The sequence below is a fragment of the Labilithrix sp. genome, assembly GCA_019637155.1.
Lineage (GTDB): Bacteria > Myxococcota_A > Polyangia > Polyangiales > Polyangiaceae > Labilithrix.
In genome coordinates this window covers 19,633-32,998 of the sequence record JAHBWE010000030.1, presented here as the reverse complement: position 1 = coordinate 32,998, position 13,366 = coordinate 19,633, and the positions used below count along the sequence as shown (strand labels likewise).

10 protein-coding genes are annotated in these 13,366 nt (G+C 69.4%); 3 read left to right on the top strand and 7 right to left on the bottom strand.

The window, feature by feature from the left end; all coding sequences use genetic code 11:
• Window positions 1-72 precede the first annotated feature (72 nt).
• Window positions 73-1,488 carry a sigma-54-dependent Fis family transcriptional regulator gene (locus KF837_41845; GenBank protein ID MBX3233940.1) on the bottom strand — a complete coding sequence of 472 codons (1,416 nt, stop codon included), beginning with the start codon at window positions 1,486-1,488 and terminating at the stop codon, window positions 73-75.
• Between the two features lie 19 nt (window positions 1,489-1,507).
• Window positions 1,508-2,962, bottom strand: coding sequence for a HAMP domain-containing histidine kinase (locus tag KF837_41840; protein ID MBX3233939.1), 1,455 nt, complete (start codon window positions 2,960-2,962; stop codon window positions 1,508-1,510).
• A gap of 298 nt (window positions 2,963-3,260) precedes the next feature.
• Here KF837_41840 and KF837_41835 point away from each other — a divergent pair, with 298 nt between their 5' ends.
• The 3 genes from KF837_41835 (at window position 3,261) to KF837_41825 (ending at window position 7,055) form a co-directional block, all read left to right on the top strand.
• Window positions 3,261-3,953, top strand: a complete 693-nt coding sequence (locus tag KF837_41835) for a hypothetical protein (protein ID MBX3233938.1) — start codon at window positions 3,261-3,263, stop codon at window positions 3,951-3,953.
• 180 nt (window positions 3,954-4,133) lie between these two features.
• Window positions 4,134-5,450, top strand: coding sequence for a dicarboxylate/amino acid:cation symporter (locus KF837_41830; GenBank protein ID MBX3233937.1), 1,317 nt, complete (start codon window positions 4,134-4,136; stop codon window positions 5,448-5,450).
• Window positions 5,451-5,768: 318 nt separating this feature from the next.
• Window positions 5,769-7,055 carry a matrixin family metalloprotease gene (locus KF837_41825; protein ID MBX3233936.1) on the top strand — a complete coding sequence of 429 codons (1,287 nt, stop codon included), beginning with the start codon at window positions 5,769-5,771 and terminating at the stop codon, window positions 7,053-7,055.
• A 148-nt stretch (window positions 7,056-7,203) separates the two neighbouring features.
• Here KF837_41825 and KF837_41820 read toward each other — a convergent pair whose 3' ends face one another.
• The 5 genes from KF837_41820 to malQ all read right to left on the bottom strand — a co-directional run bounded on the left by KF837_41820 (window position 7,204) and on the right by malQ (window position 13,115).
• Window positions 7,204-7,845 carry a hypothetical protein gene (locus tag KF837_41820; protein ID MBX3233935.1) on the bottom strand — a complete coding sequence of 214 codons (642 nt, stop codon included), beginning with the start codon at window positions 7,843-7,845 and terminating at the stop codon, window positions 7,204-7,206.
• A 145-nt stretch (window positions 7,846-7,990) separates the two neighbouring features.
• A complete protein-coding gene (locus KF837_41815; protein MBX3233934.1) occupies window positions 7,991-8,356 on the bottom strand; it encodes a hypothetical protein in 366 nt (121 codons plus the stop codon).
• Window positions 8,357-8,441: 85 nt separating this feature from the next.
• A complete protein-coding gene (gene glgX, locus KF837_41810) occupies window positions 8,442-10,607 on the bottom strand; it encodes a glycogen debranching protein GlgX (GenBank protein ID MBX3233933.1) in 2,166 nt (721 codons plus the stop codon).
• 15 nt (window positions 10,608-10,622) lie between these two features.
• Entirely contained in the window at window positions 10,623-11,516 is an 894-nt protein-coding gene (locus KF837_41805; GenBank protein MBX3233932.1) for a hypothetical protein, read from the bottom strand.
• A 51-nt stretch (window positions 11,517-11,567) separates the two neighbouring features.
• Window positions 11,568-13,115, bottom strand: a complete 1,548-nt coding sequence (gene malQ / locus KF837_41800) for a 4-alpha-glucanotransferase (protein MBX3233931.1) — start codon at window positions 13,113-13,115, stop codon at window positions 11,568-11,570.
• Window positions 13,116-13,366: the final 251 nt, after the last annotated feature.

The window sequence follows — 13,366 nt, the reverse complement described above, 5'->3', positions numbered from 1 at the left end:
GCCCCGAGCGCGCAGCGCGAGGGCCGTGTCTGGGGTGGGGGTGTCGGGGGCGAAGCCCCCGACGTTGAGAACTTAGTCTTTTGGGGGGGCGACGCTCTTCTCGGGGCCGCCGAGCTTGTAGCGTTCTAGCTTGCGGTAGAGGGTCGTGCGGTCGAAGCCGAGGACCTTTGCGGCTTGCGTCTTGTTCTGGCCGACCGCCTCCATCACGCGCTGGACGTAGCGGCGCTCGACCTCCTCCATCGTCACGAGGTCGGTCGGGTCCTCCGTCGCGACGACGACGAACGACGGCTTGTAGTCGCGCACCTTCGGCGGGAGGTCCTCCACCGTGAGCTCCTCGAAGCGCGCGAGGGCGATCGCGCGCTCGACGCAGTTCTGGAGCTCGCGCACGTTGCCGGGCCACGAGTAGCCGAGGAGACGCTCCGCCACCGCGGAGGAGAAGCCGGTCACCTTCTTGCCCATCGGCGGGGCGAGCTTGTTGATGAAGTGCTGCGCGAGGAGGAGCACGTCTGTGCCGCGCGCGCGGAGCGGGGGCAGCTCCACGTGCACGACGTTGATGCGGTAGTAGAGGTCCTCGCGGAAGCGGCCGCTCTCGACGAGGGACTCGAGGTCGCGGTTCGTCGCGGTGACGAGACGCGCGTCGAAGGGCGTCTCGGTCGTGCCGCCGACCGCGCGCACGGTGCGCTCCTCGAGCGCGCGGAGGAGCTTCGCCTGCATGCCGGGCGGCATCTCGCCGATCTCGTCGAGGAAGAGCGTGCCGCCCGAGGCCTCGACGAAGAGGCCGCGCTTCGTCGCCTTCGCGTCGGTGAACGCGCCCTTCACGTGGCCGAAGAGCTCGCTCTCGAGCAGCGTCTCCGGCATCGCGGCGCAGTTGATCGCGATGAACGGTCCGTTCGCGCGCTTGCTCCGCTTGTGCACGTCGCGCGCGATGAGCTCCTTGCCGGAGCCGCTCTCGCCGGTGACGAGGACGGTCGCGTCCGTCTCCGCGACGCGCGCCACGACCTCGTGCACCTTCTTCATCAGCGGGCCGTCGCCGATGATCTCGTCCGCCGGCTTCGAGCGCGCGACCTCGGCGCGGAGGCGCTTCACCTCCTCGCGCAGGCGCTTGTTCTGGAGCGCGCGCTCCACCGCGACGACGAGCTGCTCGATCTCGAACGGCTTCGTGATGAAGTCGTACGCGCCGGCGCGCATCGTCGCGATCGCGGTCTCGAGCGAGCCGAACGCGGTGATGACGATGACGGGGAGGTCGGTCCGGTTCTTCGCGACGCGGTCGGTCAGGTCGACGCCGCTCATGCCGCGCATGTTGAGGTCCGTCACGACGACGTCGAAGTCCTCGCGCTCGAGGACCTCCCACGCCGCGTCGGCGCTGTTCACCTGGAGCGCCTTGTAGCCTCGGCGCGTGAGCGCTTGTTCGATGACGGTGGCCATCTCGGGCTCGTCGTCGACGACGAGGACACGGCGCTGCGATTCGAGGTTGGGAGTGACGGACATTGGCGCGGATCCTACTCGGCTACTCCACCGGGAGGTAGACGGTGAACCGCGTCCCTGCACCAACCGTGCTCGTCGCAGTCATCCACCCGCCGTGATCTGCAACGATGCCATGCGTGACGCTCAGACCGAGGCCGGTGCCTTCTCCAACGGCCTTCGTCGTGAAAAAGGGCTCGAAGATGCGTTCCAGGTTCTCTCGGGAAATCCCGACACCAGTGTCGGTTACTTCCAACACTGCGCAGCGTTTCAGGACGCCGGGCTCGTCGGGGGACGCCGCCTCCTTCTCCTCGCGCACGACGATCACGAGCTCTCCGCCGTCCGGCATCGCGTGGATGCCGTTGATGACGAGGTTCGTGAGCGCCTGCTCGATCTGCGACGACTCGACCTTCAGCTTCACGCGCTCGGCCGCGTCGACCCTCAGCTCGACGCGCGACTTCTTCGCGAGCGCGGTGAGGAGGTGCATCGTGCGCTCGGCGAGCTCGGCGAGATCGGTCTCGGTGCGGTTCGGGACGCGGCGCCGCGCGAAGTCGAGGAGCTGGCGGACGATCTTCGTCACGCGCTCGGTCTGCGAGCGGATGATCTTCGCGTTCGCGGGGGCCTCTTCGAGCGGGACCTCGCCCGACTCGATCATCTTCGCGCGCATCGCGATGACGTTGAGCGGCGTCCCGAGCTCGTGCGCGATGCCGGAGGCGAGCGTGCCGACGGTGCGGAGGCGATCGGCGTGACGGAGCTGCTCGAGCGCGTGGACACGTTTCTCCGATTCGTCCGCCGCCTTCGTGCGCGCCTCCTTCAGCGAGTCGCACATCGCGTTGAGCTCCGTCACGAGGAGCGTCACCTCGTCCGAGCCCGTGACCGGCAGCTTGTGCGAGAGGTCGCCGCCGCCGATGCGCCGCGCCTGCTCGGCGACGCGCGCGAGGGGCCGCGCGACGATCCACGAGGTGAGGACGAGCGACGCCGCCGCCGCGAACGCCATGACGAGGCTGGAGAGGAGGAGCTGCTCGCGGATCTCGGACCAGAAGACCCACTGCGCGTTGACGAGCGCGCGCGAGCACTCGAGCGCGGCGGGCCGCTTGCCGGGACGGAGGAGCGGGACGTACGCGTACGCGCGGCGCTTGCTCCCGGTGACGGAGACCCACGTCGCGTTCTGGCCGTGGAGCAGCTCGTCGACGACGGCGGCGCCGGCGCGTGGTCCTTGATCGCTCGACGCCGGAGCGTCGAGCCACACCCAGCGGACGTCGACGTCGATCACCTCCTTGCGATCGTGCACCGCCACGAGCTCGTGCGCGCGCTCCTCCCCTTCCCGCTCCCACACCGAGAGGACCGACGCGCTCATCGTCACGCCGAGACCGGCGAGGTCCTCCGTGACCGTCGCCTCGAGCTGCGAGACCTCACGGCTCGCTGCGACCGACGAGTAGACGGCGACGCTCATCAGGCCCACCGCCACGTAGGCCAACGCGAATTTCGTTGCGACCTTCACGACTTTCTCCGCCAGCTCTGCGCACGCTGCATGGGGTGGATAGAACCTATCCGGTCCTCGGCCGCCGTGTTCTGCGCCCGGGAGCCGCAACCGCGTGCGGCATTGTGTCCTTTTGCCCCAACCCAATGTGCTGAGGTGCATTCGGTCACACGCCTGGCGGCCCCTGAGTGTGTCCGATCGCAGTGATTTCGCGACGTTTGGGCGCACATGCCTCGTGGCACAAGCGCTGCTCATGGCGGGGCACCGCGTTCGCTTCGCGGAGCCTGACGGCCCGGAGCGAAGAAAGGCAGATCCTCAAGTGAACGTTGCAACCCCGCTCCCGAGCTACCGCTTCAACTCCCTCGTCGTGGAGGGCGACAAGCCCCTCGGCCTCGAGAACGTCCTCAAGGAGGAGGGCTGCGCGATCCGTCGTGCAACGTCGCGCGCCGGCGCCATCGAGGCGATCGCGGGCAGCGATCTGATCGTGATCTCGGCGGCGGCCCTCTCGGAGGACGACGTCGTGGAGCTCGTCGGCAAGGGCGTGATGGGCGGCTCCGTCCTCGTCGTCGGCGGCAGCGCCGATCTCGGCCTCAAGGTCGCGCGCCTCGGCGCCTCGATCGTCGGCGCGAACACGGAGCTCGCCGCGATCCAGGTGAAGCAGATGCTCTCGATCCTGGATCTGAAGCGCAAGGTCGCCCGCAAGGACACGTCGTCGCTCTCGAGCCTCGCGGCGTCGCCGAACAGCGGCGTCGTCCAGCGCCGCTCCGCGCCACTCCCGAAGGAGGCGACGCCGGACGCGCTCGAGGCGCTCATCGAGGCGGCGGAGGCGCTCGTCCCGATGCACAAGTTCCAGCGCGTCTACGTCGACTACGCGCTCCGCCGCTTCGGCGGCAACAAGGTCCACACCGCCGCCGCCCTCGGCATCGACCGCCGCACGATCCAGCGCTGGGCCCGCGCCCGCGCCGAGCAGCGCCCCGTCGCCGCCACGACCACGACGACCGCGTCCTCGTGATCGCGATGCAACGATCGCGACGCCGCAACGGCTTCGCGATCGCCGGCATCTGAAAGAGTACCCGCGCCCTCGCCGGCTTGCCGGCGCGAGCTCGGATGAGAGCGCCCTCGCGAGCTACCCCCCCCGGCTCGCGAGGGCGTTCGTTTTTTGTTTGTCCTCATCCGTGATACGCACGCTTCGGTGGGTGAAGCGGAGGCGGAGAAGAAGTCGCGCTTTCCGTTGGTCGCTCGGCTGCTCGTGGCGATCGTGCTCGGCGCGCTCGTCGGGACCGTGCTCGGAGCGCGGGCGGCGGTGCTCGGCGAGGTCGGCATCCTCGTCATCAAGCTGCTGAAGGCGCTCGCGACGCCGCTCGTCTTCCTCGCGATCGTCGACTCGTTCTGCCGCGCGAAGATCCCCGCGAAGAAGGGCGCGATCCTCATCGCGATCTGCGTCCTCAACGCGGCGGTCGCCGGGCTCCTCTCGATCGGGCTCTCCGCCGCGATCTCGCCCGGGACGCGCACCGACGTCGAGGCCTTCGAGAAGGCGATGACCTCGAACGTCGCCGCGAAGCCGGCCGCCGCCGCAACCTCCGCCGCGACCTCCACCGCGCCGAAGATGGACCCCGTCGCCGCGCTGACGGAGCTGGTCCCCGACAGCATCGCGCGGCCGTTCGTCGAGAACCAGGTCCTCACGATCGTGCTGTTCGCGGTGATGTGCGGGATCGCGCTCCGCAAGATGCGGAACGCCGGCAAGGGCGGCGCGATCTTCCGGCTGGTCGAGGAGACGTTCGCGCTCACGGCGACGCTGCTCCACGGGATCGTCGCGGTCGTGCCGGTCGCGGTCTTCTGCGTCGTCGCGAAGGTCGTCGGCACGACCGGCTTCTCGATCTTCCTCTCGCTCGGCGCGCTCGTCGGCACGGTGACGCTCGGTCTCCTCATCCACGTGCTCGGCTGGTACACGCTGCTCGTCACCGTCGTCGCGCGCCGCTCGCCGATCGCGTTCTTCCGCGCGGCGAGCCAGGCGCTCATGACCGCGTTCGGAACGGGCAGCAGCATGGCGACGCTGCCGGTCACGCTCCGCACGCTCGAGAAGGACCTGAAGGTCGGCCACGACAGCGCGCGCCTCGCGGCCTGCGTCGGCACGAACTTCAACAACGACGGCATCATGCTCTACGAGGTCGTCGCCGCGCTCTTCATCGCGCAGATCAACGGCATCGCGCTCGACGGCGGCGACAAGGCGAAGCTCGCGGTGACGAGCGCGATCGCGGCGGCGGGGATCGCCGGCGTGCCCGAGGCCGGGCTCATCACGCTCTCGCTCGTGCTCTCGTCGGTGGGGCTCCCGCTCGCGAGCTTGCCCGTGCTCCTCACCGTCGACTGGCTGCTCGGTCGCTTCCGCGCGATGACGAACGTGTCGAGCGACCTCCTCGTCGCGACGTTGCTCGACGCGCTCGGCGGCAAGACGACCGAGCCGGCCGAGGTCGAAGCCGACGCTCCGCCGGCGTCTTCGATAAGCAGTTAGCGACCCGAAAATCGGTAGTTCCACACTACCGATTACCGCTCCCTTCCTGTGGGTGGCGAGCCGCGCGCGCACGCCGCGACACCATGCGCGCTGAGGGTCGAGCAGCGACCTGAACCGAGCTGTAGCTCGCTGTAATCTATGCATAGTTACGCATAGTTGCATGGTTGAGACGTGTTTGGGACACACACCTGATGACGGCGGCGGAGGGCGGGGCCAGGCGTGCGGACGCGGCCTCCGTGACGTTACAGGCTGACACTCATTTTCGGCCGGTAGTGCCGAAACCTTAGTGAGACGGATTTACTCGCGTAAAAAGGTTATGTGGCGCCTGCTTCTACCCTCCGCTCTCGGATCGCCCTCGCCTCGATCCTCGGCCTCGCTTCTTTCGCGCTGACGACGAGCGACGCGAACGCGTACTCGGTGAAGAAGACGACGAAGGGCGAGCTCGTTCACTGGGAGGTCGACCGCGTCGCCTTCACGATCGATCCGTCGGTCGAGGCGAACGTCGCCACCGCCGAAGAGGCGACGAAGGTCGCGATGCAGTCGTGGAGCGGCACCGTCGGCGCGCCGGACATCCAGGTCGCGAAGCTCGACGCGAGCTCCCCCACCGCGCCGACCTTCGACCGCAAGAACGGCGTCTTCTTCATGCCCGGCGGCTACGAGCCGGCCGGCCGCGCGCTCGCGATCACCGTCCTCACGTACGACAACGCGAGCGGCAAGATCCTCGACGCGGACGTCGTGTTCAACGGCGCGTACGCGTTCGAGGTGCTCCCGCACGAGGGGACCACGAAGACGACGAAGGGCGCCGCGCTCGTGGGCGACGTCGTCGAGCACGACGAGCACGACGCGGGCGATCTCTCGCTCGTCTACGACCTCCACCACGTCGTGGCGCACGAGCTCGGGCACTCGCTCGGCATGAACGACGAGATGGGCGTGCACGACGCGCTCATGTACCGCTACACCGCGCCGAACGATCCGTCGATCCGCGAGCCGGCCGACGACGACATCACCGGCCTCTCCGAGCTCTACGCGAACAACGCGCCCGCGGACGCGAACGGCTGCGGCAGCGCCACCGTCGCGCCGAAGAACCCGTCGCGCTCCGCCTCGAACGTCGCGATGGTCGCGACGCTCGGCCTCCTCCTGTTCCTCGTCCTCCGCGCGAAGAGCGATCGCCGCGCCCGCGCCGCGTTCGTCCTCGCCGCCGCGGCCGGCTGCGTCGCGCTCATGCCGAACCTCTCCGGCAAGGGCGTCGCCCGCGCGAGCGAGACGAGCGGCGCGCTGAGCCTCGGCCACGCGCGCGCGCACGTCTCGTCGACGTCGACCGTGATCGAGAAGGGCCTCTTCAAGACGACCTTCGAGCTCGCGACGGTGAGCTGCCGCACGAACCTCTGCCCGAAGGCCGGCCACGGCGTGACGTGGGGCGGCACGGTCGGCAACATCACGCAGGAGGTCGGCGGCTACTACGCGCCGGCGACCGGCGCCGACGTCGACGTCTCCTTCAAGAAGCTCCCGAACGCGTTCGACCCGATCGCCCGCCCCCTCGCCGGCCGCGCCGGCGCCGACACGACGCAGATCGCCGAAGTGAAGGTCATCACCGCCGCGCGCTGACCGACACGCCGCACGAATCCGCCCCGCCGATGGGGCGAAGCGGAGCTGCGGACCGAGCTCCGAACCTGGCGCACAGCCGGGCCGCGCGATGGGCGGAAGCGCGCGCGCCGCGCTCGGAGCTGCGCGAGTCGTTGTGCGCGAGGTGTGTTCAGCCGGGGCCGGCGTCGGATGGGCCAGGCCAGGAGCCGCCGTCGGGGCGGGGGCCGGCGTCGAGGCCGCCGTCGCTCGAAGGGTACGGGCCGGCGTCGAGGCCGCCGTCGCTCGAGGGGTACGGGCCGGCGTCGAGGCCGCCGTCGGCCGAGGGGAGTGACGGGGTCGTCTCTTGCAGATGGCGCGTGACGCCGATCCACTGATCGCGATCGGCGCGGTACAGGAGGACCGGGTTGAGGCGGGCGCCGCCGCCGTCGGGCGCCGCTCCAGCGACGTCGTAAATGAGGACGAACGTCTCAAGCTCGCCGGGCAGCCCCTCCGCGAGGAGCTTGTTCGTCTCCGCGACGAAGTCGACGAGGACGACGTTGCGGTCGTCGACGGGGAACGAGAACCAGTGAGGATCGATCGCGCCGATGCCCCACGCCGTCACGTCGATGAGCGGCTCGATCGATGAGAAGTCCTCGAGCTTCGCGTCGACGTACGCCTGCTTGATCCGCGCGATACGTGCACCTTGCACGGATCCGGTGATCGCCTCTTCGCCGGCGACCGTATCCTCCCCCTCCTCCTCGGGGGCGCAGCCCGCGCCCGCGGCCAGAGCAAGGAGGACCAGGAAAGGAGCGGCAAGCTTGGAGAGTCGCATGGTGTAGGACACTTCTGCACACTCGGTGCCACGCGCCCACGACACCAACTCTATGTATTCATTGAATTGCGCAAGGGATCTTCGCCGATCGTAGGCGCCGGCCGATCCAGGCGTCTCGACCGGGGTGTCCGACCGGACGGGTCCGTCAGCGCTTCTTCGCTGCGAACGCCAGCTCGTCGTAGCGGCCCGAGGTCGTCGCGACGCCGCCGGCGATCGACGCCGTGAGCGAGGGGTCTTCGTTGCGCAGGAGCCGGCCCTTGTCCCAGGCCTTCGCGACGTTGTCCTTGATCTCGACGACGAACACGGGCGCCTTGCCGACGTTCATCTCCCATACACCTTCGATCGTGGTGCCGGTGCCCACGCGGGAGCCGGTCACGGTGACGACGCGCGGGTTGGAGCTCGAAGGACAACGATCGGAAGGCATCTTCACGTTCAGCTCGGTCCGATGTTTGATCGCGGTGCAGTCACCGACCTGAACGCCCTCGTCCTCGTCGACGAGCACCCCCGTCACCGCCCGCCGCGAGGAGCGCGGCGCCCCGAAAGAGAATCCCCATCGCGCTCGCGTAGTGCGGCGCCGGCCGCGCCGCAAGCGGCGATCAGAAGCCGCCCTTCGTCGAGCGCGTCGGACGCCACGAGCCGCGGACCGGGACCGTGCGCTTGTAGACGTGGAGGCTGTGCGCGACGACGGAGGTGCGCGCGCCGGCCTCGAGCGAGGTGCCGTCGCTCATCGTGTCCTCGGTCGTGTCGATGCGGCGGGCCCACTTCGCGCCCCACTCGATGCTCGGGAGGGTGAACGTCACGTCGTCGTGGGAGCCGTTGAGGAGGATGAGGAACGTGTCGTCGAGCACGTTCTCCCCCTTCGCGTCGCGCCAGTCGAGCGCCTCGCCGGAGAGGAGGAGCGCGAGCGCGGCGCGCTCCGGTCGCTCCCAGTCCGATTGCTGCATCTCGCGGCCGTCGGCGCGGAACCACGCGATGTCGGGGAGCTCGCTCCCCGCGATGCGCTCGCCGCGGAGGAAACGCGGGCGCCGGAAGACCGGGTGCCGGCGCCGGAACGCGACCACGGCGGAGACGAACGCGAAGAGGCGCTGGCGATCGACGTCCCATGCGTGAAGACCGTACTCGTCCCAGTCGAGCCAGGAGATCTCGTTGTCCTGCGCGTAGGCGTTGTTGTTGCCGTCCTGCGTCTTCCCGATCTCGTCGCCCGCCGTGATCATCGGCACGCCCTGCGAGAGCATCAGCGTCACGATGAAGTTTCGGACCTGACGCGCGCGGAGCTCGTTCACCCTCGGATCGTCGGTCGGACCCTCGACCCCGCAGTTCCACGCGCTGTTGTCGTCCGACCCGTCGCGGTTGTCCTCGCCGTTGGCGAGGTTCCGCTTCTTCTCGTACGTGACGAGGTCCCGCAGCGTGAAGCCGTCGTGCGCGGTGATGAAGTTGATGCTCGCGTGCGGCCGGCGGCCGTCGTCCTCGTAGAGATCGCTCGAGCCCGTGAGGCGATACCCCATGTCGCCGACGACGCCGCGGTTGCCGGTCCAGAACTTGCGGACCGTGTCGCGGTAGCGGCCGTTCCACTCCGTCCACAGGACCGGGAAATTGCCGACCTGATAGCCGTTGTGCCCGAGGTCCCACGGCTCGGCGATGAGCTTCACGTTCGAGAGGATCGGGTCCTGATGGATGATGTCGAAGAACGCGGAGAGGCGATCGACCTGCGCCCCGACCTCGCGCGCGAGCGTCGTCGCGAGGTCGAAGCGGAAGCCGTCGACGTGCATCTCCGTCACCCAGTAACGCAAGCTGTCCATGACGAGCTTGATCGTCTGCGGGTGCATCATGTTCAGGCTGTTGCCGCAGCCGGTGTAGTCCTCGTAGCGCGCGCGGTTCTGGGTCTGGAGCCGGTAGTAGGTGGGGTTGTCGAGGCCGCGGAACGAGACGGAGGGGCCCAGGTGATCGCCCTCGCCGGTGTGGTTGTAGACGACGTCGAGCACGACCTCGATGCCTGCATGATGCAGGCGTTTCACCATCTCCTTGAACTCGGTCACCTGCCGCCCCGGCACCGCGGCGAAGCGCTGATCGGGGGCGAAGTACCCGAGGGTGGAGTAGCCCCAGTAGTTCACGCGGCCGCGCGCGGCGACGGAGTGCTCGTTCATCGACTCGTGGATCGGCAAGAGCTCGACCGACGTGACGCCGAGGGTGTGGAGGTGATGGATGATCGGATCGCTCGCGAGGCCGAGGTAGGTGCCGCGCAGCTCCTCGGGGACGTTCGGATGACGCATCGTCAGGCCCTTGAGGTGCGCCTCGTAGAGGACCGTGTCCGCCCACGGCACGAAGGGATGGGCGTCGCCCTCCCAGTCGAAGCGGTCCTCGACGACGACGCCCTTCGGGATCCCCTTCGCGTCGTCGCGCGTGTCGGCGGCGCCGTTCTCGCCGTACGCGAAGACGGGCTCCGCGTAGTCGATCTTGCCGTCGATCGAGCGCGCGTACGGATCGACGAGCAGCTTGTTCGGGTTGAAGAGGAGGCCGCGGCCCGGATCGTACGGTCCCTTCGCGCGGAAGCCGTAGCGCTGCCCCGGCTTCACGCCGTGCACGTAGCCGTGCCAGACGTGCATCGTGTGCTCGCGGAGCGGGATGCGCTTCTCGCCGTGCTCGTCGAAGAGGCACACCTCCATCCCGGTCGCGTTCTCGGAGTACACCGCGAAGTTGACGCCCTGCCCGTCGAAGGTCGCCCCGAGCGGAGTGTGGCGGCCCGGCCGCACCGTACGTTCCATGGTCCGGGGCGCACCCTACCATCGGTCGACCACGAGCGTCTGCGCGGCTTCGCACGGGGTCCAGCGGCCCGACGCGCCGCTCCGCGCCGACCAGAACTCCTCGCGCACGGCGCCGAGATCGGTGGAGAGGCGGATGACGCCGCACTCGACCCCGAGGAAGACGTCGCCGTTCCCGGCGCGGGCGAGCGAGGAGACGCGGCCGATGTCGCGCGCGACGTAGTGGAGGTTCTCCACCTTGCCCGCCTCGTCGATGCTCACGACGAAGCCCTGCGCGTACGTGAGGAGGCGCCCGTGATCGTCGAACGCGGTCGCGCTCGGCTCGAGCGGCAGCGTCGCGACGAGGCGGGGGACGTACTCGCCGCGGCGGACGCGATCGAGCGCGACGACGCCGCCGCGACCGAGCCGCGCGTTTCCGACCCCGAGCGCGAGGACCGTCCCCGACGGCGCGCGCGCGAACCCGACGAGGCGCGCGCGCGAGATCGGGCGCCGCTCGTCGCCCTCCTCGCTCGTCCAGTAGACCTCGCCCTCGAAGGTGCCCGCGTACGCGACGATGAAGCCGTCGTCGACGCGGAGGACGCGCCGCGATCCGACGCGGTACTTCGCGGGCACGTCTTCGTGCGCGGGGTGCGGATCGAACGGCTCGAAGGTCTCCGCCGCGACGCCGGCGTCGGTGACGCGCACGTGGACGGGACAGCTCGACTCCGGCGGCGCGTCGACGGGCGCGCGCCCGAACGTCGAGACCGGACGGAGGCCGAAGCAGTACGGCCGCTGGTACTCCGCGGCGAAGCCGAGCGTCTCGTAGATCACGCCGGTGTCGTCGAGCGCGGGGTCGGGGGTCTTCGCGTCGCGCGGGCGCGAATGGCACCCACACGCGAGCGCGACGACGAACGCGAACGCGAACGCCCTCATCGTGCGTTCGACTCGCGGGCGGGAACTTTCTTGGATCGCTCCCGAGGGCGCTCAGAAGCGGCCGGATCCCTGGGCGAGCGTCTTGATCGCGGCGAGCCGCGCGTTCACGGCCGGGTCCGCCGCGAGCTCTTCGAGCGGGCGATCGAGGCGCCACGTCCAGTTCTCGGGGCCGACGTGGCCCGGCAGGTTGATGCGCGTCTTGTCCCCGAGGACCTCCTGCGCGAGCAGGAGCGTGAGGTTCGAGCGCGACGAGAAGAGGAGCCGGACGAGCGCGAGCTCGCGATCTTTCTCCGGCGTGTCGAGCGGGACGTCGGCCTGCTTCGCGATGCGCTCGCGCTCCCAGTCCTCGAGGCGGTACCACCACTCCGTGATCGGCCACGTGTCGTGCGTGCTCCACGTCGACACGGAGAGCTCGGGGAACGCCTTCACGTCGCGCGGGATGAAGTCCTCGTCGCGCTCCCAGGGCAGGACCTTGTAGCCGGGGAGCTCGAGGCGGGCCATGATCTCGCGCGCCCAGTCGGGGATGACGCCGAGGTTCTCCGCGATGACGGTACCGGGGCCGGCCGCCTCGATCATCGCGCGCAGCACCTTCTCGCCGCGCGCCTGCTGCGCCGGTTCCTCGGTCGGATCGAACGCGCCCTTCTCTCCCGGCGGCGTGAGCCACTGGCGGAAGAAGCCGATCACGTGATCGATGCGGAAGCGATCGAAGAGCTCCGCCTCGTGCTTCGCGCGCGCGCGGAGCCACGCGAGGCCGTCCTTGTCCATCGCCGACCAGTCGTAGGCGGGGAGGCCCCAGCTCTGGCCGTCGGCGGAGAAGTCGTCGGGCGGCGCGCCGAGCGAGACGTCGGTGCGAAACTGCTCGCGGTGCGCCCAGATGTCGGAGCTCTCGCTGCCGATGATGAACGGCATGTCGCCCATCAGGACGACGCCGAGCTCGTGGAGCTTCTTGCGCGCCGCGAACCACTGCTCGTGCGCGATCCACTGGAGGTACATCTCCTCGAGGACACGCGCGCCGAGGTCGCCGTGTTCTTTCGGCGCGATCGCGGCGGCGAGGACCTCGGGGGCGCGATCGCGCTCGTTCGCGGGCCACGTCGTCCAGCCGTAGCCGTCGTGCGCGCGGCGGATCGCGGCGTAGAGCGCGTGATCGTGGAGCCAGGAGCGCTCGCGCTCCACGAAGGCGTCGAAGGCCTTCGTTCGCTCGCCCTGCGCGGCCTCGCGGAAGCGCGCGGCGGCGGCGGCGAGGACCTTGCGCTTCAACGTGCGAACGACGCCGTAGTCCACGCTCTTCGCGGCGCGGACGTGCATGAGCGCGTTGACGCCGTCGTCGCCGAGGACCTGACGACCGAGCTGGACGTCGGCGTCGGGCACCGACTCGACGTCGATGAAGATGGGATCGAGCGCGAACGCGGAGAGCGCGCCGTAGGGGCTGGTCTCGCCCTCGGCCAGCTCGTGCGTGGGCAGCACTTGGAGGAGCTTCTGGCCGGCGCGGAGGAAGAAGGCGGCCGCGGCGGGGAGATCCGTGATCTGGCCGATGCCCCAATCCGAGCGAGATCGCAGAGAAAAGAGCGGGATCGTTACCCCCGAGAGCCTGGCTGACACGGCCCCGTCCTTTCCCATTTGCAGAGGAATTTCGCAAGCTCACTTAGTCAACGTCGGGGCTTCGCCCCGACACCCCACCCCAGACACGGCCCTCGCGCTTCGCGCTCGGGTTGCTTCGCAACCGCTTGCGCGGCCGCTTCTGGGGCCCCTTTTGTTTGGGCGGGAACTTTTGGGGGATGGGGCAGACTGTGAGGGCGTGCGCGGCTTGTGGATCACCTTTGGCGTTTCTTTGAGCGCGCATGTCGTCGTCG

Excerpts from the sequence above, each read along its gene's own strand:
- KF837_41845 (MBX3233940.1), bottom strand. The coding sequence starts at position 1,488 with ATGTCCGTCACTCCCAACCTCGAATCGCAGCGCCGTGTCCTCGTCGTC.
- KF837_41820 (MBX3233935.1), bottom strand. The coding sequence starts at position 7,845 with ATGCGACTCTCCAAGCTTGCCGCTCCTTTCCTGGTCCTCCTTGCTCTG.
- glgX (MBX3233933.1), bottom strand. The coding sequence starts at position 10,607 with ATGGAACGTACGGTGCGGCCGGGCCGCCACACTCCGCTCGGGGCGACC.
- KF837_41805 (MBX3233932.1), bottom strand. The coding sequence starts at position 11,516 with ATGAGGGCGTTCGCGTTCGCGTTCGTCGTCGCGCTCGCGTGTGGGTGC.